General features: G+C 67.2%; 19 protein-coding genes and 1 pseudogene. 15 read left to right on the plus strand and 5 right to left on the minus strand.

All coding sequences use genetic code 11. From position 1 onward, the window contains the following. Window positions 1–9: 9 nt before the first annotated feature. On the plus strand, window positions 10–930 hold the full coding sequence (locus MSM1_RS12095; protein WP_213442456.1) for a cation diffusion facilitator family transporter: 921 nt from the start codon (window positions 10–12) through the stop codon (window positions 928–930). Here the strand turns inward: MSM1_RS12095 and MSM1_RS12100 are convergent. Further along, window positions 891–2,312: an NAD(P)/FAD-dependent oxidoreductase gene (locus MSM1_RS12100; RefSeq protein ID WP_213442459.1), complete on the minus strand. Its 1,422-nt coding sequence runs from the start codon at window positions 2,310–2,312 to the stop codon at window positions 891–893. The genes MSM1_RS12095 and MSM1_RS12100 overlap by 40 nt on opposite strands. 50 nt (window positions 2,313–2,362) lie before the next feature. On the opposite strand from MSM1_RS12100, the gene MSM1_RS12105 reads away from it, so the two are divergent. The 6 genes from MSM1_RS12105 to lpqB all read left to right on the plus strand — a co-directional run bounded on the left by MSM1_RS12105 (window position 2,363) and on the right by lpqB (window position 10,776). Beyond that, window positions 2,363–3,907, plus strand: a complete 1,545-nt coding sequence (locus MSM1_RS12105; protein ID WP_213442461.1) for an amino acid permease — start codon at window positions 2,363–2,365, stop codon at window positions 3,905–3,907. A 241-nt stretch (window positions 3,908–4,148) separates the two neighbouring features. Then, a complete protein-coding gene (ahcY, locus tag MSM1_RS12110; protein ID WP_213442463.1) occupies window positions 4,149–5,627 on the plus strand; it encodes an adenosylhomocysteinase in 1,479 nt (492 codons plus the stop codon). A 46-nt stretch (window positions 5,628–5,673) separates the two neighbouring features. Further along, window positions 5,674–6,306, plus strand: a complete 633-nt coding sequence (locus tag MSM1_RS12115) for a dTMP kinase (protein ID WP_213442465.1) — start codon at window positions 5,674–5,676, stop codon at window positions 6,304–6,306. A gap of 124 nt (window positions 6,307–6,430) precedes the next feature. Beyond that, the gene (mtrA, locus tag MSM1_RS12120; protein WP_213442467.1) at window positions 6,431–7,117 is read left to right on the plus strand and encodes a two-component system response regulator MtrA; all 687 of its coding nucleotides are present in this window, start codon (window positions 6,431–6,433) and stop codon (window positions 7,115–7,117) included. Between the two features lie 261 nt (window positions 7,118–7,378). After that, the gene (mtrB, locus tag MSM1_RS12125) at window positions 7,379–9,022 is read left to right on the plus strand and encodes an MtrAB system histidine kinase MtrB (RefSeq protein ID WP_213442469.1); all 1,644 of its coding nucleotides are present in this window, start codon (window positions 7,379–7,381) and stop codon (window positions 9,020–9,022) included. Continuing rightward, window positions 9,022–10,776 carry an MtrAB system accessory lipoprotein LpqB gene (lpqB, locus tag MSM1_RS12130; RefSeq protein WP_213442471.1) on the plus strand — a complete coding sequence of 585 codons (1,755 nt, stop codon included), beginning with the start codon at window positions 9,022–9,024 and terminating at the stop codon, window positions 10,774–10,776. The genes mtrB and lpqB overlap by 1 nt, the downstream gene beginning before the upstream one ends. A gap of 97 nt (window positions 10,777–10,873) precedes the next feature. Here lpqB and MSM1_RS12135 read toward each other — a convergent pair whose 3' ends face one another. After that, window positions 10,874–12,022, minus strand: a complete 1,149-nt coding sequence (locus tag MSM1_RS12135) for a glycerol dehydrogenase (protein WP_213442473.1) — start codon at window positions 12,020–12,022, stop codon at window positions 10,874–10,876. Window positions 12,023–12,225: 203 nt separating this feature from the next. Beyond that, window positions 12,226–12,456, minus strand: coding sequence for a hypothetical protein (locus tag MSM1_RS12140; protein WP_213442475.1), 231 nt, complete (start codon window positions 12,454–12,456; stop codon window positions 12,226–12,228). A 404-nt stretch (window positions 12,457–12,860) separates the two neighbouring features. Here MSM1_RS12140 and MSM1_RS12145 point away from each other — a divergent pair, with 404 nt between their 5' ends. From MSM1_RS12145 to secA, 3 genes are all read left to right on the plus strand, one after another. Beyond that, window positions 12,861–13,499 (plus strand): ComF family protein, encoded by a 639-nt coding sequence (locus tag MSM1_RS12145; protein ID WP_213442477.1) that lies wholly within the window; start codon window positions 12,861–12,863, stop codon window positions 13,497–13,499. Window positions 13,500–13,858: 359 nt separating this feature from the next. Beyond that, a complete protein-coding gene (hpf, locus tag MSM1_RS12150; protein ID WP_213442942.1) occupies window positions 13,859–14,500 on the plus strand; it encodes a ribosome hibernation-promoting factor, HPF/YfiA family in 642 nt (213 codons plus the stop codon). A gap of 127 nt (window positions 14,501–14,627) precedes the next feature. After that, entirely contained in the window at window positions 14,628–17,462 is a 2,835-nt protein-coding gene (secA, locus tag MSM1_RS12155; protein WP_213442479.1) for a preprotein translocase subunit SecA, read from the plus strand. A 34-nt stretch (window positions 17,463–17,496) separates the two neighbouring features. Here secA and MSM1_RS12160 read toward each other — a convergent pair whose 3' ends face one another. Further along, window positions 17,497–17,955 carry an SRPBCC family protein gene (locus MSM1_RS12160; RefSeq protein ID WP_213442481.1) on the minus strand — a complete coding sequence of 153 codons (459 nt, stop codon included), beginning with the start codon at window positions 17,953–17,955 and terminating at the stop codon, window positions 17,497–17,499. A 98-nt stretch (window positions 17,956–18,053) separates the two neighbouring features. On the opposite strand from MSM1_RS12160, the gene MSM1_RS12165 reads away from it, so the two are divergent. The 4 genes and pseudogenes from MSM1_RS12165 (at window position 18,054) to tnpB (ending at window position 21,736) form a co-directional block, all read left to right on the plus strand. After that, entirely contained in the window at window positions 18,054–18,536 is a 483-nt protein-coding gene (locus MSM1_RS12165) for a cation:proton antiporter regulatory subunit (protein WP_213442483.1), read from the plus strand. A 4-nt stretch (window positions 18,537–18,540) separates the two neighbouring features. Beyond that, entirely contained in the window at window positions 18,541–19,698 is a 1,158-nt protein-coding gene (locus MSM1_RS12170) for a cation:proton antiporter (RefSeq protein WP_213442485.1), read from the plus strand. Between the two features lie 72 nt (window positions 19,699–19,770). Next, entirely contained in the window at window positions 19,771–20,355 is a 585-nt protein-coding gene (locus MSM1_RS12175; RefSeq protein ID WP_213442487.1) for an IS607 family transposase, read from the plus strand. Between the two features lies 1 nt (window position 20,356). Further along, a pseudogene (tnpB, locus tag MSM1_RS12180) lies at window positions 20,357–21,736 on the plus strand (IS607 family element RNA-guided endonuclease TnpB). Between the two features lie 33 nt (window positions 21,737–21,769). Here the strand turns inward: tnpB and MSM1_RS12185 are convergent. Further along, on the minus strand, window positions 21,770–22,294 hold the full coding sequence (locus tag MSM1_RS12185) for an Rv3235 family protein (protein ID WP_213442489.1): 525 nt from the start codon (window positions 22,292–22,294) through the stop codon (window positions 21,770–21,772). A gap of 181 nt (window positions 22,295–22,475) precedes the next feature. Here MSM1_RS12185 and MSM1_RS12190 point away from each other — a divergent pair, with 181 nt between their 5' ends. Then, complete coding sequence (locus tag MSM1_RS12190; protein ID WP_213442491.1) at window positions 22,476–23,885, plus strand: wax ester/triacylglycerol synthase family O-acyltransferase; 1,410 nt, start codon at window positions 22,476–22,478, stop codon at window positions 23,883–23,885. Window positions 23,886–23,924: the final 39 nt, after the last annotated feature.

Consider the following 23,924-nt stretch of genomic DNA (forward strand, 5'->3'; position numbering starts at 1 on the left):
GGAGCGGGCGTGGCGACCTCCGGTAGCAAGCGGGCCATCATGGCAGCGCTGGCGGCAAACGCCGGCATCGCGCTCGCCAAGTTCGCCGGATACCTGATCACCGGCAGCTCGGCGCTGCTGGCCGAGTCGGTGCACTCGTTGGCCGACACCGCCGATCAGGGCCTGCTGCTGCTCGGCCAGCGCGCGGCGGGCAAGCAGGCCGACAGCCTGCACCCCTTCGGCTACGGGCGCAATCGCTACTTCTGGTCCTTCGTGGTCGCCCTGGTGCTGTTCACGGTCGGCTCGGCCGTCGCGCTCTATGAGGGCTACCGCAAGATCGCCCACCCCGCCCCGCTGAGCTCACCCGTGGTGGGGATCGTGATCTTGGTGGTGGCAATCGCGCTGGAAAGTTACAGTTTTCGCACCGTGGTCCTCGAGTCGCGGCCGTTGAAGGGAAATGACGGGTGGTGGCGGTTTATCCGCGGCTCCCGCAACCCCGAGCTGCCGGTGGTGTTGCTGGAGGACACCGCGGCGCTCATCGGCTTGGCGCTCGCACTGGTCGGGGTGGGCCTTGCGGCGCTTACCGGTGACCCGGTGTGGGACGGTGTCGGCACGATCGGCATCGGGGGGCTGCTCGGGGTGATCGCCGTCATTCTCATGGTCGAGATGCACAGTCTGCTGATCGGTGAGGGCGCCACCAGGGCCGAAGACCGGGCTATCCGCGCGGCGCTGGAGCAAACCGAGCACGTCGATCGCCTCATCCATCTGCGCACCCAATACCTGGGCCCCGACGAGATGCTCGTCGGGGCCAAGATCGCGCTGGCTCCCCAAGTGCAGCTGGCCACCGTGGCCGCCGTTATCGACGCCGCCGAAGCCAACATCCGCGCGGCGATACCCGCCGCCCGGGTCATCTATATCGAGCCCGACCTGGATCGCGCCGCAACGCGGTAGCGGCCGCGCCGTGCCTGGCGGCGCTCGCGGAGCAGCTGCCGGCGCTCACCGAGCCACAGCCGCATATTGTGGCGGATCGTCCGGGCGACCAGCCCCGCCGACGGCACCATGTACAGGCTGTCCAGAAGCGAGAACCGACGCAAAAACCATTCGGCCAGAACCGGATCGCTCTCAGCGGCACCGAGGAACTGGTCGAACAAATCACCGACCGGGCGGTACCACCAGCGCGCGGGCGCGGTTGCGTGGTGGAATGTGAGATCGCCGATGGCGTTCATCAGCCACACCGGGTAGGTGGTTTTGGCGGTGGCCCGATTCAGTTCACGGGCCAGGTCGCGGCCCGGAACCTGCAGCGCTCGACGCAGATGGCCGGCTTGCAGCGAGGTCATCGTCATGCCCTGCCCGAAAGTGGGGTCGAAGCTGGCCACCGCGTCGCCGAACGGCACGATCCCGGCCGGGAAGCGGTCCAGCTTGTCGTAGCGGCGCCATTTGCTGGTCGGAAAGCGGTGGAAGGCCACCTCGCCCACGGGTTCGGCTTGCTCCAGAGCAGCGGTGAAGTGGGCGGGCAGCAGCTTTTCGGCCAGTAGGCGCATTTCGGCGAACGTCTGCGGCGGTTCGACTTTGGCCACACCGAAAGTGGTCAGCACCCAAGTGCCGTCCTCATAGCCCAGCATGCCCAGCCCAAGCGGCTGCTCGCGGGACGCGCCGTTGACGACGACCCGCTCGGCGATCAGGCCCTCCGGCAGATGGAACTGATGGCTGGCGTAACCGATGCCGACCTCGACGGTGTCCTCGCGCGGCCGTCCGTACCCCCACTGCGCCAACCACATCGGCAGCCTGGTACCGCGGCCGGCCGCGTCAACGACGAGATCGGCGGCGATGAACTCGCCGTGTGTCGAGTCCAGCACCACGCCGCTCACCCGCTGCCGTGCCGCGTCAAACTGGGGCTCCGCGACGCTGCGCCACACGATATCGACGTTGGCGATGCCGGCGACCCGGCGCCGGATCTGCCACTCCAGATGGGGCCTGCTCGGCACGTAGGCGGTGAACTCGTCGCGCAGGGTGTGTCCGGTCCCCAGGACATGGCCGGCTGCGCCGAAGTAGATGCAGTCCGGCCGGTTCTCCAGCATCGGCACCCCCGCGGCGACCATCTCCTGGAGCAGTCCGGGGAACAGCGCGTCGAACTCCACCGCGCCGCGCGCCATCAACAAATGCAGGTGCCGGCCCTGCGGGACCGCCGCCCGGTTGGCGGGTGTGTTCGGCAGCTCGTCGCGTTCGAAAACCGTCACCTGGTCGTAGAAGTCGGAGAGCACCCGCGCGGCGCACAAGCCCGCGATGCTGGCGCCGATCACGACTGCGTGTGACCGTGTGCCTTCCCCGCGCATCCCCGGAGAGTACTCGGTACTGTGCCGACAGGCGATAGAGGGGACGGTGGATGGCCGGTCGCTGGCGCACAAAGTCGGTCGAGCAGTCGATCGCCGATACCGACGAGCCGGGCACCCGGTTGCGCAAGGAGCTCGGTTGGCGCGACCTTGTGGTGTTCGGGGTCTCCGTGGTGGTCGGGGCCGGAATTTTCACGGTCACCGCGTCGACCGCAGGTGATATCACCGGGCCCGCCATCTGGGTATCCTTCCTGATCGCCGCGGTGACCTGCGGACTGGCGGCCCTGTGCTACGCCGAATTCGCTTCGACCGTTCCGGTCGCGGGCAGCGCCTATACCTTCTCCTATGCCACCTTCGGTGAGTTCTTCGCCTGGACTATCGGCTGGAACCTGGTGCTCGAGCTGGCGATGGGCGCGGCCGTGGTGGCCAAAGGCTGGTCGAGCTACCTCGGCACAGTGTTCGGATTCATGCACGCCACAATCACTTTCGGCTCATTTACGGCAGATTGGGGGGCGCTGCTGATCGTCGCTCTGGTCACGGGCCTGCTGTCGCTGGGCACCAAGTTGTCGTCGAACGTTTCCGCGGTGGTCACCGCGATCAAGGTTTCGGTGGTGGTGCTGGTCGTCATCGTCGGCGCCTTTTACGTCAAGCCCGCAAACTTCTCACCATTCATCCCGGCGCCGCGGGCCGGCCGGGCCGGAACAGGTGTCGATCAGTCGGTGCTCTCGCTGCTGACCGGTGCGCATACCAGCCATTACGGCTGGTATGGCGTGCTGGCGGGGGCGTCGATCGTGTTCTTCGCGTTCATCGGGTTCGACATCGTGGCGACCATGGCCGAAGAAACCAGGTGTCCACAACGCGACCTTCCCCGGGGAATCCTGGCCACGCTGGGAATCGTCACCGTGCTTTACGTCGCGGTTTCGGTCGTATTGTCCGGCATGGTCCCCTACACCGACCTCAGGACCACCCCGGACGGCCGGCACGCCAACCTAGCCACCGCTTTCGCCGTTGACGGGGTGCACTGGGCGTCGGGCGTCATCTCTGTCGGGGCGCTGGCGGGGTTGACAACGGTGGTGATGGTGCTGATTCTCGGGCAGTGCCGGGTGCTGTTTGCCATGTCACGTGACGGACTGCTGCCCCGGCAGCTGGCCAAGACCGGCCCGCGCGGCACGCCGGTGCGGATCACCGCGCTGGTGGGGTTGTCGGTGGCCACGGCGGCGTTGGCGTTGCCGATGGGCAGGCTGCAGGAAATGGTCAATGTCGGAACGCTGTTCGCGTTTGTGTTGGTGTCGGCGGGGGTGATCGTGTTGCGCCGCACCCGGCCGGACCTGCAGCGGGGTTTCCGGGCGCCCTGGGTGCCGTTGCTGCCGATCACATCGATAGGCGCGTGCCTGTGGCTGATGCTCAACCTGACCGGGTTGACCTGGCTGCGGTTTGCCGTCTGGATGGCGGCGGGAGTCGTGATCTACGTTGGCTATGGCCGCCGGCACTCGGTGCTGGCCGGCCACCGGGCCGATTCCGATGCCGGACCCGATGCCAGATCCAATGCCGGATCGCATGCCGGGCAACACCCCGGATCCCGGGTCGCTTCCCCGTAAATCCTTTACGTGGCTTGGTGTATTGCCCTGGCGGGCAAAGATTTCAGCCCGCGGCAGCATCGCGGGCCGGACAGGCTTCGCACCCGGTGGCCGAGCTCGACGGCGGATCGGCACGGCCGTGGGCCGCAGGATGGATCACCGGTGCGCTGCGTCTAACTGGCCGGGTTGCACCCCCCCGTGACACCGCGACTAACGTGGAGCGGAGCTAAGCAGTTGAATCGACGAAGATGGGGCTCACAGGATGACGATCACGGAAAAGCCACCCGCCGCCGATATTCGCAATGGCATCGAGTTCAAGGTCGCCGACCTGTCACTGGCGGACTACGGGCGCCGCGACATTCAGCTATCCGAACACGAGATGCCGGGGTTGATGTCGCTGCGCCGCGAGTACGCCGAGGCCAAGCCACTCAAGGGCGCCCGCATCTCCGGCTCGCTGCATATGACGGTGCAAACCGCGGTGCTCATCGAAACCCTCGTCGAGCTGGGCGCCGAAGTCAGATGGGCGTCGTGCAACATCTTCTCCACCCAGGACCATGCCGCCGCGGCGGTGGTGGTGGGTCCGCACGGCACCCCCGAGGAGCCCCGCGGCGTCAGCGTGTTCGCATGGAAGGGCGAGACCCTCGACGAGTATTGGTGGGCCTGCGAGAAGGCGCTGACCTGGCCCGACCCCGACAAGCCGGTCAACATGATCGTCGACGACGGCGGGGACGCCACCCTGATGGTGCTGCGCGGCAGGCAATATGAAAAAGCCGGCGTGGTGCCCCCCGCCGACGAAGACGACCCAGCCGATCTCACGGCGCTCTTGAACCGGCTGCGCCGGTGCTTCGAGACCGACAAGACCAAATGGACCAGGATCGCCGAGTCGGTCAAGGGCGTTAGCGAGGAGACCACCACCGGCGTGCACCGGCTTTACCAGTACGCGGCCAGCGGGGATCTGCCCTTCCCGGCGATCAACGTCAACGATTCGGTGACCAAATCCAAGTTCGACAACAAATACGGCTGCCGGCATTCGCTGATTGACGGCATCAACCGCGGCACCGACGTGCTCATCGGCGGCAAAAACGTGCTCATCTGCGGCTACGGCGACGTCGGCAAGGGCTGCGCGGAGTCGATGAAGGGCCAGGGCGCCCGGGTCACCATCACCGAGATCGACCCGATCAACGCGCTGCAGGCGCTGATGGACGGCTATGACGTCAAGACCGTCGAGGACGTGATCGGCGAGGCCGACATCGTCATCACCGCCACCGGCAACAAGGACGTCATCAGGCTGGAGCACATGAAGGCGATGAAAAACCAGGCGATCTTGGGCAACATCGGGCACTTCGACAACGAGATCCAGATGGCCGCCCTGGCGCGCTCCGGCGCCACCAAGACGAACATCCGTCCCCAGGTCGACCTGTGGACCTTCCCCGACAGCGGCAAGTCGATCATCGTGCTCTCCGAGGGCCGGCTGCTCAACCTCGGCAACGCCACCGGGCACCCGTCGTTTGTGATGAGCAACAGCTTCTCCAACCAGGTGATCGCCCAAATCGAGCTGTGGACCAAAAACGACAAGTACGACAACGAGGTCTACCGGCTGCCCAAGCACCTCGATGAGAAGGTGGCCCGGGTGCACGTCGAGGCGCTCGGCGGCAAGCTGACCAGGCTCACCAAGGAGCAGGCCGACTACATCGGCGTCGACCTCGATGGCCCCTACAAGCCCGACCACTACCGCTACTAACGGCCGATTTCCCGCCAGGCGTGCGACGCGGCGATAGGCTCGCGCCGTGCTGGTCGCCATCGAGGGGGTGGACGGGGCCGGAAAGCGCACGCTCTGTCACGCTTTAGCCGCAGCTATCGAAGCCCACGGGCTCTCGGTGGCCACGCTGGCGTTTCCGCGCTACGGGGAGTCAGTGGTGGCCGATATCGCCGCCGAAGCGCTGCATGGCCAGCACGGCGACCTGGCGTCGTCGGTGTATGCCATGGCGTTGCTGTTTGCGCTCGACCGGGTGGGCGCCAAGGAGCAGATCGGCGGGCTGTGCGGCGACCACGACGTGGTGATCCTCGACCGCTACGTGGCCTCCAACGCGGCCTACAGCGCCGCACGCCTGCACCAGGACGCGACGGGCGAGGCGGCGGCCTGGGTATACGCGATCGAGTATCAGCGGCTGCGTGTGCCGCAGCCCGATTGCCAAGTGCTGCTCGGTGTTTCCCCCGACCTCGCCCGGAAGCAGGCACGCCGCCGGGCCCGGCTCGACGCCGGGCGTGCCCGCGACAGCTACGAACGCGACGACGAACTTCAACGGCGCGCCGGCGCGGTGTACGCGGGGCTGGCGGCCGCCGGATGGGGCGGACGATGGGTGGTCGTCGACGCCGGCGTGGATCCCCGCCAGCTGGCCGCCACCCTGATCACCGGCTGAGCGCGGGGACTGCCGGCGCGGCGCTACGGGAAGGCGCCGCGGGAAAGCGCCGGGTGAAAGTTTGCCGGCGCCGCTCAAGAAACGCGCGTGTGATACCTCAGATTTGTCGCGAACTGGTGACACCATGGACACCATGAAGCAAAGAATTCTGGTCGTCGATGACGACGCCTCGCTGGCCGAGATGCTGACCATTGTGCTGCGCAACGAAGGGTTTGACACCGCGGTCATCGGCGACGGCAGCCAGGCGCTCACCGCGGTGCGCGAATTGCGCCCCGACCTGGTGCTGCTGGACCTGATGTTGCCGGGCATGAACGGCATCGACGTCTGCCGGGTGCTGCGGGCGGATTCCGGTGTTCCCATCGTGATGCTGACGGCGAAGACCGACACCGTCGACGTGGTGCTGGGACTGGAGTCGGGCGCCGACGATTACATCATGAAGCCGTTCAAGCCCAAAGAGCTGGTCGCCCGGGTGCGCGCGCGGCTGCGGCGCAACGACGACGAGCCCGCCGAGGTGCTGTCGATCGGGGATGTCGACATCGACGTGCTGGCCCATCAGGTCACCCGCAATGGCGAGCAGATCTCGCTCACGCCGCTGGAATTCGACTTGCTGGTGGCGCTGGCACGCAAACCCCGCCAGGTGTTTACTCGTGATGTGCTGCTCGAACAGGTGTGGGGTTACCGGCATCCCGCGGACACCCGTTTGGTGAACGTGCATGTCCAGCGGTTGCGGGCCAAGGTCGAGAAAGATCCGGAGAACCCGCAGGTAGTGCTGACCGTTCGAGGAGTGGGTTACAAGGCCGGACCGCCGTGATCCGCGCCGGCGACGATGCCGGGCGCGGCGCTGTCGAGGAGCGGCGCCAGTGATCCGCGCCGGCGACGATGCCGGGCGCGGCCCTGCTGAGGAGCGGCGCCAGTGATCCGCGCCGGCGACGATGCCGGGCGCGGCCCTGCTGAGGAGCGGCGCCAGTGATCCGCGCCGGCGACGATGCCGGGCGCGGCCCTGCTGAGGAGCGGCGCCAGTGATCCGCGCCGGCGACGATGCCGGGCGCGGCCCTGCTGAGGAGCGGCGCCAGTGATCCTGGGCTCGAGGCGACGAATTCACCGCCGCTCGGCACCGCTCACCCGTGCTCTAACTGCGGTGAGTCGAGCCGTGGGTGTTGCCTGGCGTCGTTCGTTGCAGCTACGAGTGGTGACCCTGACCCTAGGGCTTTCGCTCGCGGTGATTTTGGTGCTCGGCTTCGTGCTGACCAGCCAAATCACCAACCGTGTGCTTGACATCAAGCTCAAGGCCGCAATCGAGCAGATCGAGCGGGCGCGTAACACGGTGAGCGGCATCGTCAACGGCGAAGAGGCGCGCTCCCTGGACAGCAGCCTCCAACTCGCGCGCAACACGTTGACATCGAAGACCGATCCGGCCCTGGGCGCCGGTCTTGCGGGTGCGTTCGACGCGGCGCTGGTGGTTCCCGGTGACGGCCCGCGGGCCGCCGCCGTGGCCGGGCCCATCGATCAGGTGCCGGCTACACTGCGGGATTTCGTCAAGGCCGGGCAGGTGGCGTACCAGTACGCAACGGTGCGCACCGAGGGCTTCTCGGGACCGGCGTTGATCATCGGCACCCCGACGCGGTCGCGGGTGGCCAACCTGGAGCTGTACCTCATCTATCCGCTGAACAACGAGCAGGCCACGATCGCGCTCGTGCGCGGCACCATGGTCACCGGCGGCCTGGTGTTGCTGGTGCTGTTCGCGGGTATCGCGCTGCTGGTATCGCGTCAGGTGGTGGTGCCGGTGCGCTCTGCATCCCGGATCGCTGAGCGATTCGCCGAGGGACATTTGTCTGAGCGGATGCCGGTGCGCGGCGAGGACGACATGGCCCGGTTGGCGTTGTCGTTCAATGACATGGCGGAAAGCTTGTCGCGGCAGATCACCCAGCTGGAGGAGTTCGGCAACCTGCAGCGCCGCTTTACCTCCGACGTCAGCCACGAGTTGCGCACCCCGCTGACGACCGTGCGGATGGCCGCCGACCTGATCTATGACCACAGCGAAAGCCTTGACCCGGCGTTGCGGCGGTCCGCTGAACTGCTGGTCAGCGAGTTGGACCGGTTCGAGGCGCTGCTCAACGACCTGCTAGAAATCTCGCGGCATGACGCGGGCGTGGCCGAGCTGTCCGTCGAGTCGGTCGACCTGCGTGCTACCGTGACGAGCGCGCTGACCAGTGTGGGCCACCTGGCCGCCGACGCCGGCGTCAAGCTGATCGTGGATCTGCCCGAAACCGCGGTGATCGCCGAGGTCGACGCGCGCCGGGTGGAGCGTATCTTGCGCAACCTGATCTCTAACGCCATCGACCATGCCGAGCACAAGCCGGTGCGAATCCGGATGGCCGCCGACGAGGACACCGTCGCGGTCACCGTGCGCGACTACGGGGTGGGGCTGCGGCCCGGCGAGGAGAAGCTGGTGTTCAGCCGATTCTGGCGTGCCGACCCGTCGCGGGTACGGCGCTCCGGGGGCACCGGTCTGGGTTTGGCGATCAGCCTCGAAGACGCGCGATTGCATCAGGGCCGGCTCGAAGCCTGGGGCGAGCCCGGCAAGGGCTCCTGTTTCCGGTTGACGCTGCCGTTGGTTCGCGGGCACAAGGTCACCACCAGCCCGTTACCGTTGAAACCGATTGCACCGGAACGGTATCCGCAACTCCAGCGTGAGCACGCCGAAAGGAGTGGGTGATGCGGCGGCTGGCCGTGCTGCTCCTGGGGGTGTTACTCGCTGCCTGCGCCGGGGTGCCCAGCATGTCGGCACCGCAGGCCATCGGTACGGTGGAGAAAACAGCCCCGTCGAATCTGCCTAAACCGGCCTCGGGCATGGATCCCGATAAGCTGCTGCGCGAATTCCTCAAAGCCACAGCCGATCCGGCCAACCGCCACCTAGCAGCCCGCCAGTTTCTGACCCAGTCGGCGTCCAGCGCCTGGGACGACGGCGGCAGCGCCACGCTGATCGATCACGTGGTGTTCGTCGAAACCCGTGGTGCGGATCGGATTTCGGTCACCATGCGGGCCGACATCCTGGGCTCGTTATCGGATATGGGGGTCTTTGAGACCGCCGAGGGCGCACTACCGGATCCCGGGCCGATCGAATTGGTCAAGACGCCCGGCGGCTGGCGCATCAATCGCCTGCCCAACGGGGTGTTTTTGGATTGGCGGCAATTCCAGGCGACTTACAAGCGCAACATGCTGTACTTCGTCGACCCGACCGGCAAAACCATGGTTCCCGACCCGCGCTATATCGCGGTAGCCGACCACAATCAACTGGCTACCGAACTGGTGTCGAAGCTGATCGCAGGTCCGCGTCCCGAGTTGGCGCGCGCGGTGCTGAATCTGCTGGCGCCGCCGTTGCGCTTGAGCGGCCCGGTTACCCGGGCCGACGGCGGCAAGACCGGCGTCGGCCGTGGTTACGCCGGCGCGAGGATCGATCTGCAGAACTTGTCCACCACCGATCCGCACAGCAGGCAATTGGTTGCCGCGCAGATCATTTGGACGCTGGCCAGGGCGGACATCAAGGGTCCATATGTGATCAACGCTGATGGTGCTCCCCTGGATGACAGGTTCGCCGACGGGTGGACCACCTCCGATGTCGCGGCCACTGATCCGGGTGTGGCCGCCGGCGAAAGCGCCGGGGTGCACGCTTTGGTGGACGGGTCGCTGGTGGCGCTGGACGGACAGCATTCCGCCCCGGTGCCGGGAGAGTTGGGGCGGATGCCGGATCAGACCGGCGCCGCGCTGTCGCGCAGCGGGCGCCGGGTGGCGTCGGTGGTGACGCAGCATCCCGGCGCCCCGGATATGGCGGCCACGCTGTGGATCGGCGATCTGGGGGGTGAGGCGGTGCCGGCCGCCGACGGGCGCAGCCTATCGCGACCCAGCTGGGCGCTTGATGACGCGGCGTGGGTGGTGGCCGACGGAACCACCGTGCTGCGCGCTATCCAGGAGCCGGCCTCCGGGCAGCCGGTGCGCGTTCCGGTGGATTCTACGGCGGTGTCCAGCCGCTTCCCGGGTGCGATCAGCGAGTTGCAGCTGTCACGGGATGCGACCCGGGCGGCGATGGTCATCGGGGGCCAGGTGATCTTGGCCAGTGTCGAGCAGCGGCAGCCGGGCGAGTTCGCCCTGACCTATCCGCGGCGGCTGGGTTATGGGCTGGGTTTTTCGGTGGTGTCGCTGTCGTGGCGCACCGGTGATGACATGGTGGTCAGCCGCACCGATGCGGCTCATCCGGTGTCGTATGTGAACCTGGACGGGGTGAATTCCGATGCGCCCAGCCGTGGTTTGCAGGCTCCGGTGTTCACGGTGGCGGCCAACCCGTCGACGGTGTACGTGGCCGGCCCGCGTGGGGTGGCCCAGCTGTCGACTTCGGCCGCTGAAAACGAGCAGAGCTGGTCGATTGTGGAGGGCCTGGCGACACCCGGGGCGCTGCCGGTCTTGCCGGGGTAGCGGCGCCCAGCTGGCCGGCGAGCCCGTCCGGCCAGTGGCGCTGACCCACAGTCGAGCCGGTGCGCCGATGCGGCCCACCGACCGCCGTGACTTCGGCTTAGTCGCCGGGCGCAACGTCGCGGTTCTCGCCTGCCTCGCCGGTTCGCTGTTTGATGAAGTCCCGGCCGACGGCGTCGGCGGTGAGGATCGCGTCGACCACGTTCTCCGGAACAACCTCGAACGGCTCGTTGTGGATGGTTTCGCCAGGGGCGGCAGCACGGCCGGCGATCGGCAGCAGGCTTTCGCGGGTGACGTCGCGAAGGCCAATCTGGTTCAGCGTGATGGGCAGATTCACCGACCGGGAGAACGTCAGCACCTCAGCGATGGTCTCATGCGGTGCTCCTTCAAGCACCAGCTGCACCAGTGTGCCGAACGCGACTTTTTCCCCGTGGTAAAAGTCGTGGGTTTCGGGGGCGACGGTCAGGCCGTTGTGGACGGCGTGGGCGGCCGCCAATCCGGCTGATTCGAAGCCGAGGCCCGAAAGAAGCGTGTTGGCCTCGACGAGCCGTTCGAGGGCCGGTGTAACCGACCCGGCGGCGACGGCAGCTAACGCGTCGGTGCCGTCAGCCAGCAGCGTTCGATAGCACAGCTCGGCGAGACCCAGAGCGGACCGCGTCGAGGCGCCCCCGCGCATATTGCGAACCGAGCCGGCGGCGCAGGTTCGGGCCTCAAACCAGGTCGCCAGCGCGTCGCCCATGCCGGCTGAAAGCAGCCGCGCCGGTGCCTGCGCAATAACCGCGGTGTCGACCAATACCAGGTCGGGGTTCTGCGGATAAATGCGGTATTCCTCGAAAACGCCTTCATCGGTATAGACCACCGAAAGGGCGCTGCAGGGGGCATCGCTGGAGGCGATCGTCGGGCAGTTCACAATCGGAAGATGCAGATCAGACGCGGCGGCGCGCGCCGTGTCGAGCACTTTGCCGCCGCCGGCGCCGATGATCGTTCGGGCCGAAAGGTCGCATGCCCGCGCCTTTACCCGCTCGATCTCGGTGTTGCAGCACTCGCCAGTGAAATGGTGGACGCCATAAGAGATGTTCTCGGCGGCTAGACTGCTTTTCCAGGTCGGGCCCAACAGGTTAGCGACCCTTCGGCTCGCCACGATCAGCGCGGGGCCTTGCAGGCCGATCGCCGTCATTTCGGCTCCGAGGGCGGCAGTCGCGTTCTTACCCTGTGTGTAGCGTGTGGGGGAGCAGAAAACCGAAAGCATAATCGGCCTGCCTTCCTGATGCGTAGTTGGTTTTCGGGTTGGTTTTCGGGTTGGTTTTCGGTTAGGGCTCGGGTTGGTTTTCGGTTGGGGCTCGTCACGTTGGTAGCGGGCGATCGGCGGTCGGCGCCGCCGAAACCGGAGCGTATCGACCGCTGTCGACGACGGTGGACACGGTGCCAGGTGCGGCTCAGGGGATGAGACGCCTACGCTGTCTTTCGACGTCTTGTGACGCTACGCCCTCGCCGACGAAATCGGGGATAGGTGTCCAGCTGTGCGGGGTCGTCGATGATCGGCTCTCCGCGTGTGGTGAGGATCCGCATGATATCGCCCACACCAAGCGCCGAGGCGACCCGTGACACGATGCCGACCCGTGACGCGATGCCGTCGCGGGCGCCGATCAGCTCGAACGCCCACGATCGGGCGCGCTCGGTCAAACACCCGCGGGATGCGATCGCAGGATGCTGCTCGGTCCAGGTCTTTTGGGGGCACGCTGCGGGCGGACAACACCAGAGGCGCTTATGCCAGCACACCACGACCGGCGAAAGGCGTGAACGACATCCTGCAACGGCTTTACGAGAGGTACCCAGAGCTGGCGCTATCTGAAATCGGACGATGCGCTGGATGGAGTCTGCGCTAACACTGCAGCGGCCGAATGCGTGTGCAGTGTCGGTCTGCGCCGGTAACAGGATGATCGTCAAAAATTGGGATGGTGGAATTCTTACCCCCGCCAGCCGCTTCGCGGTGATGAAGCCGGGAAAAACAGGAGACAGGACGATACTCGCGACTTGGTGATAGGCCGGACCGTGCCCTTGTCACACCCCACGGCCACACTGCGCTGATGCTCGATCTGATCCTTCCCGTGGAATGCGGCGGCTGCGGAGCGCTGGGCACCCGCTGGTGTGACGCGTGCGCACAGCAGCTCGAGGTCGGCCCCGATCAGCCATACCTGGTGAGCCCGCGTATCGACCCGCAGGTGCCGGTGTTCGCGCTGGGCCGCTACGCCGGTGCGCGCCGTCAAGCGATCGTCGCGATGAAAGACCACGGCCGCGCCGATCTCATCGCACCGTTGGCGCGCGCCCTGGCCCTCGGTGTGCACCGGCTGCTGAGCTGGGGACTGCTGGAGACGCCGCTGACGCTCGTGCCCGCGCCGACGCGACGCTGGGCGGCGCGCCGGCGCGGGGGTGATCCGGTGAGCCGGGTGGCAGCGGCCGCGGTGGCGGGCCATCCGCAGATCAGGGTGGTCCAAGGGTTGCGCATGAGGGCGTGGGCCCGCGACTCGGTGGGCCTGAGCGGTGCCGAGCGCGAGCGCAATATCGTCGGGCGGGTGGTGTTGCGAACGCCGCAGCTCCCCGAAAACGGGGAGGTGCTGCTCGTCGACGACGTCGTTACCACCGGGGCGACGGCGCGCGAGTCGGTCCGGATCCTGCGCAGCGCAGGCATGCAAGTGGCCGGTGTGCTGACGCTCGCCGCCGCTTAACCACCCCGGCAATTGAGGCGCCGATCCGGCGTGCGGGTGTGCACAACTCGCCACGGTGAGCGAAAGCACTAGCACTGCCAGGTGAACGCAGGCTACCGTCGGATCAGATAATCAGATATCCGTGAACGCTTTCACGGTGGTGATCCTGCGAGGTTGAGCGCCACTTCACCGACAGCGGTAGGAGGTTACTTCCCGATACCTTTCATCGACGGGTGGTCTGCCGCGGAATCGGCGTGACGCACCCATCGCCACCTCTGGAGGGCAAGCCGGGCACACGCCCGGCGCGTGCAACGCGAGAGAGAAACGAGATGTCAACTATGTCAAGCCAAATCGTGGACTCCGGCCAAACGGCTCCAGGAATGGGTGAGGCCCAAGAGCGCGGCGAGGCGGCACCGCGTGCCGAAGTCGTCGTTAAGGGCCGCAACGTCGAGATCCCCGATCACTTTCGCGTCTACGTTTCGCAGAAACTTGCCCGCATGGAGCGGTTCGACCGCAGCATCTACCTGTTCGACGTCGAGCTCAAACATGCGCCCAACCGCCGTCAGCGCAAATCGTGTCAGCGTGTCGAAATCAGTGCCCGCGGCCGGGGGCCGGTGGCCCGCGGCGAGGCCTGTGCCGACAGTTTCTATGCCGCGTTCGAATCCGCCGTCGACAAGCTGGAAAGCCGGCTGCGCCGGGTCAAGGATCGCCGCATGGTCCATCACGGCGACAAGACCCCGGTCTCGGTGTTTGAGGCCACCACGGCCGCGGTGGCGCAGACGGCCTTCAGTACCGACGCCGCCCCGGCGCACGAGCACGGCGGCGCGGTGACCGACCACGAACCCGGCCGGATCGTGCGCGTCAAGGAGCACCCGGCGACCCCCATGTCGGTCGATGACGCGCTGTATGAGATGGAGCTTGTCGGCCACGACTTCTTTTTGTTCCACGACAAAGACACCGATCGGCCGTCGGTGGTCTACCGCCGCCGCGGCTACGACTACGGCCTGATCCGGCTCGCCTGACCACGGCGGCCCGGGTGGGTGGTTGTCGGCGCCGGTGGGCCGACGCAGCGCCCCCGCGACGCGGGGTCACCTAGGATGGACTGGCGAGAACGCCCGACGAGACCGTCTACCCATAGGGGACCTAGCTGTGCTGAGTAAGTTGCTGCGCCTCGGTGAAGGCCGCATGGTCAAGCGCCTGGCGAAGGTCGCCGACTATGTCGACACGTTGTCCGATGACGTCGCAAGGCTCACCGACGCCGAGTTGCGGGCCAAGACCGACGAGTTCAAAAAGCGCCACGCCGACGGGGAAAGCCTTGATGACCTGCTGCCCGAGGCGTTCGCGGTGGCCCGCGAGGCCGCCTGGCGGGTGCTGGACCAGCGCCCGTTCCACGTGCAGGTGATGGGCGCGGCGGCGCTGCACTTCGGCAACGTCGCCGAGATGAAGACCGGTGAGGGCAAGACCCTCACCTCGGTGTTGCCGGCCTATCTCAATGCCCTGGGTGGCAGGGGCGTGCACATCGTCACCGTCAACGACTACCTGGCCAAGCGTGACAGCGAGTGGATGGGCCGGGTGCACCGCTTCCTGGGTCTGGATGTCGGCGTGATCCTGGCCGGGATGGGCCCCGACGAACGCCGGGTCGCCTACGCCGCCGACATCACCTACGGCACCAACAACGAGTTCGGCTTCGACTACTTGCGCGACAATATGGCGCATTCGCTGCAGGAGTGCGTGCAGCGCGGGCATGCCTATGCCATCGTCGACGAGGTCGACTCGATCCTGATCGACGAGGCGCGCACCCCGCTGATCATCTCCGGCCCCGCCGACGGCGGCACCAACTGGTACGCGGAATTCGCGCGGATCGCGCCGTTGATGCAAAAAGACGTCCACTACGAGGTCGACCTGCGCAAGCGCACCATCGGTGTGCATGAGGCGGGCGTGGAGTTCGTCGAAGACCAGCTCGGCATCGACAACCTCTATGAGGCCGCCAACTCTCCGCTGGTCAGCTACCTCAACAACGCGCTTAAGGCCAAAGAGCTGTTTCACCGTGACAAGGACTACATCGTCCGCGACGGCGAGGTGCTGATCGTCGATGAGTTCACCGGCCGGGTGCTGATCGGCCGGCGCTACAACGAGGGCATGCACCAGGCCATCGAGGCCAAAGAACACGTCGAGATCAAGGCCGAAAACCAGACCCTGGCCACCATCACGCTGCAGAACTACTTCCGGCTCTACGAGAAGCTGGCCGGAATGACCGGCACCGCCCAGACCGAGGCGGCCGAGTTGCACGAGATCTACAAGCTGGGTGTGGTCAGCATCCCCACCAATAAGCCGATGATCCGCATCGATCAGTCCGACCTCATCTACAAGACCGAGGAAGCGAAGTACCAGGCGGTCGTCGACGACATCGCCGAACGCTACGAGAAGGGTCAGCCGGTCCTTGTCGGCACCACCAGCGTCGAGAAATCGGAATACCTCTCACGGCTGCTGGCCAAGCGACGTATCCCGCACAACGTGCTCAACGCCAAATACCACGAGCAGGAGGCGGCCATAATCGCCGAGGCGGGACGGCGTGGCGCCGTCACCGTCGCCACCAACATGGCCGGCCGCGGCACCGATATTGTGCTGGGCGGCAATGTCGACTTCCTCACCGACAAACGGCTGCGCGAACGGGGACTCGACCCGATACAGACACCCGAGGACTATGAGCGGGCCTGGCACGAGGAGCTGCCCATCGTCAAGGCCGAGGCCGCCAAAGAGGCCAAGGAAGTCATCGAGGCCGGGGGCCTGTACGTGCTGGGCACCGAGCGCCACGAAGCCCGACGCATCGACAACCAGCTGCGGGGGCGCTCCGGGCGCCAGGGCGACCCCGGCGAGTCGCGTTTTTACCTGTCGCTGGGCGACGAGCTGATGCGTCGCTTCAACGGTGCCACGCTGGAGGCGCTGCTTAACCGGCTTAACCTGCCCGACGACGTGCCGATCGAGGCCAAGATGGTCACCCGCGCGATCAAGAGCGCGCAGACCCAGGTCGAGCAGCAAAACTTCGAGATCCGCAAGAACGTCCTCAAATACGACGAGGTGATGAACCAGCAGCGCAAGGTGATCTACGAGGAGCGGCGCCGCATTCTCGAGGGTGAGAACCTCAAAGAGCAGGCGCTGTCGATGATTCGCGACGTGATCACCGCCTACGTTCACGGGGCGACGGCCGAGGGCTACGCCGAGGACTGGGATCTGGAAAAGCTGTGGGAGGCGCTCAAGACGCTGTATCCGGTGGGGATCGACCACAAGCAGCTGCTCAACTCCGATGCGGTCGGTGAGCCCGGTGAGCTGACCCGGGAGGAGCTGCTCGACGCGTTGCTCAAGGACGCCGAACGCGCTTACGCCGCAAGGGAAGCCGAGATCGACGCGCTGGCGGGCGACGGCGCGATGCGCCAGTTGGAGCGTAGCGTGCTGCTCAACGTCATCGACCGCAAGTGGCGCGAGCACCTCTACGAAATGGACTACCTCAAGGAAGGCATCGGCTTGCGTGCGATGGCGCAGCGTGATCCGCTGGTCGAATACCAGCGCGAAGGCTATGACATGTTCATGGCCATGCTTGACGGCCTCAAAGAGGAGTCGGTGGGCTTTTTGTTCAACGTCGCCGTCGAGGCGATGCCCGCGCCGCAGGCCCCTGCAGGGGGGGAACCGGAAGAGCTTGCGGAGTTGGCGACGGCGTCCGCCGTTGCCGCCCAACAGCGGGTCGCCGCTGGGGCGCGTGCGACAGCACCGAACGCACTTCGCGCCAAAGGCATTGAGGACGAGTCGCGCGCACTGACCTACACCGGGCCGTCCGAGGACGGCTCAGCCCAGGTGCAACGCCGCGGTGACGGTTCCCAGCGGACACCCGCCGGGGTGCCGCCGGGAGCCAGCCGGCGGGAACGCCGCGAGGCCGCCCGCCGGCAAGGCCGCGGCCCCAAGCCGCCGAAATCGGCGAAGAAGCGGTAAGACCGCGCGAATCGTCGGGATTCGTTCTCGGAAGCTAGTTCTCGACGAGCTCAGCGATCCGTTCCAGGGTGGCGCGTATCGCGTTCTCGGTTTGCTTGGCGCCCAGCTTAATCAGCGGCCGCTGCCGATCCTGAGACACGTCCCACGTTTCTCGCACCAGGGTGCCGCCGTCGGTCGGGGTCAGCTCGTAACGCCAGATGCGGCCGCCGATCAGCCCGCCCAACGCGGTGGTCTTCCAGGCGATGCGCCGATCCGGCTCATACTCGACGACGGTGTTGCTGGTGCGGTACGGCAAAAACAGCGATTCCGGCCGGCCTCGCATCGCCATGGTGAACGTTGTGCCCAGCGATAACGGCACCGACTCCTGCGCGGCGTGGTCGACCCCACCCGACCCGTCAAAACTGGCGTGTTTGCCGGCGTCTGCCAGCAACGCGAAAATCTTGCCGGGCGGCGCGTTGATGACGCGCTCGACACTGATACTGTTTGCGTCCATTCGCCAACAGTACGGCGGTTCGGCGAATCGGGTCCAGGAAATCGTCCCCCAGGGCACCGCATTGCCGGTATCGCGGCACGTGGTGAAGGATCAAGCGCATGGACGTCAAGGAGGTGCGGCTACCGGGCATCGGTGTGCGCTACGAGTTCACCAGCCACGACGGCGACCGGATCGGCATCATCGCCCGGCGTAGCGGTGGCTTCGAGATCTGCCGATACGCCCGCGACGATCCGGACCGGGCGCAACCGGTGCTGCGCTTCACCGACGAAGAGGCCGACGCGGTGGCCCAGATTCTGGGCGCACCCCGGATCGCCGAACGGTTCACCGAGCTGACCCGGGAAGTTCCCGGGCTAGATGTCGGGCAGGCCCACATCGAGCCGGGCAGTCCGTTCGTGAACCGTCCGCTCGGCGACACCGGCGCCCGCAGCCGCACCGGCGCGTCGATCGTGGCGATCGTGCGCGACAAAAAGGTGCTTCCGTCGCCCGCGCCGGCGGAAATCCTGCGGGCGGGAGATGTCCTGGTCGTGATCGGCACCGAAGAGGGCATCGCCGGAGTCGAGCAGATCGTCGACAAGGGCTGAGCCGGTGGCGATCTCGGTGGCGCTGCTGCTGCAACTGGGCGCCATCTTGACCGGGCTCGCCCTTTTGGGCAGTGTCGCACGCCGATTCGCGTTATCGGCGATACCCGTCTATCTGCTCGGCGGCTTGGCGCTGGGCAAGGGCGGGATCGCCCCGGTGGCCGCGGCGGGCCAATTCATCACCACGGGCGCCCCGATCGGCATCGTGCTGCTGCTGTTGACCCTGGGTTTGGAGTTCTCCGCGGCGGAATTCGCCAGCAGCCTGCGGCACCACCTGCCGTCCGCCGCGCTGGACCTGGCCCTTAATGCCACGCCCGGCGCGCTGGCCGGGTGGCTGGCGGGACTCGACGGGGTCGGCGTCCTGGCGTTGGCCGGTGTCACCTACGTCTCCTCTTCGGGGGTGGTCGCGCGGCTGCTGGAGGACTTGCAGCGGCTCGGCAACCGGGAAACACCGGCGGTACTGGCGATGCTGGTGCTCGAGGACTTCGCGATGGCAGGCTACCTGCCGCTGTTCGCGGTGCTCGCGGCGGGCGGCACATGGTTGCCCGCGGTCGGCAGCATGGCCGCGGCGGTCGCCGTGTTGTGGATGGTGTTCACCGTGTCGTATCGCTGGGGCCATCACGTCGGGCGGCTGGTGACCCATCCGGATTCCGAGCAGCTGCTGCTGCGGGTTTTGGGCATCACCTTGCTGGTGGCGGCGGTGGCCGAATCGGTGCATGTGTCGGCCGCCGTCGGCGCGTTTCTGGTGGGGCTCACCCTGACCGGTGAGACCGCGCAGCGGGCCCGCGCAGTGCTGGGCCCGCTGCGCGATCTGTTCGCCGCGATTTTCTTTCTCGGAATCGGCCTTTCGACCGATCCACGAGAGCTACTTCCGACGCTGCCGACCGCCGCGGCCCTGGCCGCGGTCACCGCGGCAACCAAGGTGGCCACCGGGGTCATCGCCGCCAGGCGTGACGGGGTGGCGCGCCGCGGGCAGTTGCGGGCCGGCACCGCGCTGATCGCCCGGGGCGAGTTTTCGCTAGTCATCATCGGATTGGTCGGCTCGTCGATTCCCGGGCTCACCGCGCTGGCGATGTCGTACGTGTTCGTCATGGCGATCATGGGCCCGGTGCTGGCCCGTATCTCGGGTGCTCCGCGGCCCGTGGGCGCCGGCACGCCGCATTAGCGTTCTAGGGCTGTCAACTGTTGCGGCGTGGGTGGTCGGTAGTTGTCGGTGGTGTGCTGTAGGAACAGGGGTGTGAATCTTGCGGTGTGGGCTGAGCGCAACGGTGTTGCGCGGGTGAGTGCGTATCGCTGGTTTAGCGCCGGGCTGTTGCCGGTGCCGGCGCGGCGAGTGGGTCGGCTGATTGTGGTGGATGAGCCGATCGGCGCGGCTGGCCGAAGATCACGCACGACCGTGTACGCGCGCGGCTCCTGGGCTGATCAGAAGGCTGATTTGGATCGGCAGGTGGCGCGGGTGACCGCGCGGGCCACGGCAAAACAGATCCCGGTCGACACGGTGGTGACCGGGGTTGGTTTCGCGCTCAACGGGCACCGCCGGAAGTTTCTCGCCGTACTGGGTGACCCGACGGTGAGTCGGATCGTGGTCGAGCGCCGGGACCGGTTCTGCCGGTTCGGCTCGGAGTACGTCGAAGCCGCTCTTGGCGCTCAGGGCCGTGAGCTGGTGGTGGTCGATTCCGCTGAGGTCGATGACGACCCGGTGGGCGATATGAGCGAGATCCTGACTTCGATGTGCGCTCGGTTGTATGGCAAACGCGCTGCGCAGAACGGGGCCAAGCGCGCGCTGGCGGCCGCGGTGTCCGACGCGGTGGGGGTGGCCTGAGATGCCGCGTTTTGAGGTGCCCGACGGCTGGTGTGTGCAGGCGTTGTGTTTCACCCTGGACCCGAACGGGGGCCAGGCCCGCGCGCTGGCGCGGCATTTCGGGGCCCGCCGCAAGGCCTACAACTGGAGCGTCGCCACGCTGAAAGCCGATATCCGGGCGTGGCGCGCCGCCGGTGTTAAGACCGCGAGGCCCTCGCTGCGGGTGCTGCGGAAACGCTGAAATCAGGTCAAAGACGAGGTGTGTGTCAACGCCGAGACGGGCCAGCCGTGGTGGGGTGAGTGCTGCAAAGAGGCCTACGCGGGCGGGATCGCCGCCGCGGTGGACGCCTACTGGAACTGGCAGAGCTCCCGATTGGGCAAACGCGACGGCAAGCCGATGGGCTTCCCCCGGTTGAAGAAGAAAAGACGCGACGCCGACCGGGTGACGTTCACCACCGAGGTGATGCGCGTCGAACCGGATCGCCGGCATGTCGCCTTGCCGCTGATCGGCACCGCCCGCACTCATGAGAGCACCCGCCGCATCGAGCGACTCATCGCCAAGGGCCGCGCGCGGGTGCTGGCGATCAGCGCGCGGCGCGACGGCGCCCGACTCGACGCGAGCGTGCGGGTGCTGGTGCAGCGGCCGATTCAGCCCGGCGTGGCGCTGCCCGAGTCGCGGGTCGGTGTCGATGTCGGGGCGCGCCGGCTGGCGAGCGTGGCCAGCGCCGGCGGCGGCGTGATCGAACAGGTGGCTAACCCGCGCCCGCTGGGCGCGGCGCTGCGCGAATTACGGCGGGTGTCGCGGGCCCGTTCACGCTGTGTGAAAGGCTCCCGCCAATATCGTGAGCGCACCACGCAGATGTCTCGGCTGTATCGCCGGCTCAACGATGCCCGCACCCATCACCTGCACGTCCTGACAACACGATTGGCCAAAACCCACGGCCGGGTCGTGGTGGAAGCATTAGACGCCGCCGGGATGCTGCGGCAAAGAGGGCTGCCCGGTGCCCGCGCCAGACGGCGCGGACTATCCGATGCCGCCCTGGGCACCCCGCGGCGGCACCTGGCCTACAAAACGGGCTGGTACGGGTCACGGCTGGTGGTCGCTGACCGCTGGTTCCCGTCGAGCAAAACCTGCCACCTTCGTGGGCATGTGCAGGACATCGGATGGGACGAAAAGTGGCAATGTGCCACGTGTTTGGCGCTCCATCAGCGCGATGACAACGCCGCGATCAACCTCGCGCGCTACCAGGAAACCATTAGCGTCGTCGGCCCAGGTGGGGCCGCCGTCAAGCGTGCAGCCGACCGTAACACCCGGCCTGGCCGGGCAGGTGGCCGTGAAGCGCGCAAGGGACGCGGCCGCAAGGCCGCCGAACAACCCCGAGACGGGGTGCAAGTCGCGTGACCACTAACGATCACTCACTTGCAACGGGATCGATCAGCCGATGTGCAGGGCGATCACCCGCCAGCTGGTTCCGCCGGGGGTGGGCAGCAGCTCGACCCGGCAGGCGATGGCGTGCACGCGGCGCCCACGGCTATAGGTGCCGAACACCTCGGCGGCGCTGAAGTCGCCGCCGCAGTCGACCGCCTGCAGCCGCACCCGGCGCAGCACCGCTGCCCCGTGGCCGACCGCCGCCCGGTTCACCGCGAGCACCGCGTCGAGCAGGCCGGCCGCCAACACGGGACGCAGTTGGGCCGCCGGGCGGCGCCGGTCGATGACTTCGAGCACTCGGCGCAATGCGGAGTCGGCGAAAATTGCCGCCTGGCGCAGCTGCGGGGAAAGGCCGGCCGCGTCGGTCGCCGGTGGTTGCGGGCCGCGATGCCCGAGCGGCGCACGGGTGCGGCGATGCCGCAGCGCCGTGGGTGCCACACCCCGGCAGTGGTCGACGGCCCGCGGCGGTGGCTCATAGTCGACGACGGGTGTGACGGCGAACGTGGCGCGCGGGCCGGGCTTGAGGGTCAACGGGCACTCTCCAGTGTTCGGGCAACCGGACGGGCCTGCTGGAGAGTGGCAGACAACCGCCGATGATCATCGCACAACTCGCGTCGTGGTGTATGCGCCCCGCGACGCGGTCGAGCCGGCGGTACCGTGAGCGGCAGGTTTCGATCGACGGATCTGGCGACGCATGCAGGGAGGGCGCCCCATGGTGACCCGGCTGAGCACCGCGGACGCCGCCTTCTATCGGTTGGAGAGCACCACCACCCCGAGGTATCTCGGGTCGGTGTGGATTTTGCGCCGGCCGCGCGCCGGGTTGAGCTATGAGACCTTGCTGGACACCGTTGAGAAACGGCTGCCGCAGGTGCCGCGGTACCGCCAGAAAGTCCGCGAAGTGACGATGGGCCTGGGCAGGCCGGTGTGGGTCGATGATCGCGATTTCGACATCACCTTCCATATCCGCCGGTCAGCGTTGCCGTCGCCGGGCAGTGACGGGCAACTGCACGAGCTCATCGGGCGGCTGGCCGCGCGGCCGCTGGACAAATCCCGGCCGTTATGGGAGATGTACCTGGTTGAAGGGCTCGCCGACAACCGCATCGCCCTCTACATAAAGTCGCATCAGGCGCTGGTCAACGGGAACAGCGCGGTGGCGCTCGACCAGGTCATCGCCGAGCGGACGCGACAGCCGCGGCCGTTGCCCGAAGACATCTGGATGCCAGAACGCGACCCCGGTCCCACGCGGCTGCTGCTGGGCGCGATCGGTGACTGGGCATCGGGCCCGCGAGCGCAGCTGCAGGCCGTGGGCTCCACGCTCGCGGGCCTGGCAACAAATTCCGGACACCTGGTGCAGACCGGCCGGCGGCTGCTCGATAAGGCACGCACCTGGGCACGGGGCACCGCTCCCAGCAGTCCGCTCAATGCCCCGGTCTCCCGCCACCGGCGTTTCACGGTTGCCCGTGGAAGCCTCGACAATTACCGCGCCGTGCGGGCCCGCTACGACTGCGACGTCAACGATGTGGTGCTGGCGGTGGTTACCGGCGCGCTGCGCAACTGGCTGCTGTCGCGCGGTGAGGCGCTGGCACCGACCGCGACGATCCGCGCGATGGCACCGATGCCGGTCTGCCCGGATGATCATTCCGACGTGAACCGTCGGGGTCGGGCGATCGGCCAGGTGACGCCGTTTCTTGTCGACCTGCCTGCGGGGGAGGGCAACGCGGTGGTGCGGCTCTCGCAGATCGCCCACGCCACGGAAACGCACCCGACGGCCACCAGCCTGATCGATGCGCGAACCATCCTGACGATGCCCGGCTTTGCCCCACCGACCCTGCACGCTATGGGCGTTCGGGTCGCGAGCGGCTTTTCCCCGCGGTTGTTCAACGTGCTGATCACCAACGCGCCCGGCGCCCAATCGCAGATGTATGTCGCCGGCGCCAAGCTGCTGGAGACCTACCCGGTGCCCCCGCTGCTGAACAACCAGGTGCTGGCCATCGGTGTGACGTCCTACAACGGCATGCTGTATTTCGGGATCAACGCCGACCGGGACGCGATGAGCGACGTCGACGTGCTGCCGGCGCTGCTCGCCGAATCACTCGACGAGCTGCTGGACGCGGCCCGGTAATCGGCCGAGCCCGGCCCGGGTGCCGGCATAGCATTCGTT

It is taken from the genome of Mycobacterium sp. SM1, from assembly GCF_018361265.1.
In the GTDB taxonomy this organism is placed as follows: domain Bacteria; phylum Actinomycetota; class Actinomycetes; order Mycobacteriales; family Mycobacteriaceae; genus Mycobacterium.

Coding starts and splice junctions, on each gene's coding strand:
- MSM1_RS12160 (WP_213442481.1), bottom strand. CDS start 17,955: ATGGACGCAAACAGTATCAGTGTCGAGCGCGTCATCAACGCGCCGCCC.
- MSM1_RS12105 (WP_213442461.1), top strand. CDS start 2,363: ATGGCCGGTCGCTGGCGCACAAAGTCGGTCGAGCAGTCGATCGCCGAT.
- MSM1_RS12135 (WP_213442473.1), bottom strand. CDS start 12,022: ATGCTTTCGGTTTTCTGCTCCCCCACACGCTACACACAGGGTAAGAAC.
- mtrA (WP_213442467.1), top strand. CDS start 6,431: ATGGACACCATGAAGCAAAGAATTCTGGTCGTCGATGACGACGCCTCG.
- MSM1_RS12190 (WP_213442491.1), top strand. CDS start 22,476: ATGGTGACCCGGCTGAGCACCGCGGACGCCGCCTTCTATCGGTTGGAG.
- hpf (WP_213442942.1), top strand. CDS start 13,859: ATGGGTGAGGCCCAAGAGCGCGGCGAGGCGGCACCGCGTGCCGAAGTC.
- ahcY (WP_213442463.1), top strand. CDS start 4,149: ATGACGATCACGGAAAAGCCACCCGCCGCCGATATTCGCAATGGCATC.
- MSM1_RS12145 (WP_213442477.1), top strand. CDS start 12,861: ATGCTCGATCTGATCCTTCCCGTGGAATGCGGCGGCTGCGGAGCGCTG.
- MSM1_RS12100 (WP_213442459.1), bottom strand. CDS start 2,312: ATGCGCGGGGAAGGCACACGGTCACACGCAGTCGTGATCGGCGCCAGC.
- MSM1_RS12165 (WP_213442483.1), top strand. CDS start 18,054: ATGGACGTCAAGGAGGTGCGGCTACCGGGCATCGGTGTGCGCTACGAG.
- lpqB (WP_213442471.1), top strand. CDS start 9,022: ATGCGGCGGCTGGCCGTGCTGCTCCTGGGGGTGTTACTCGCTGCCTGC.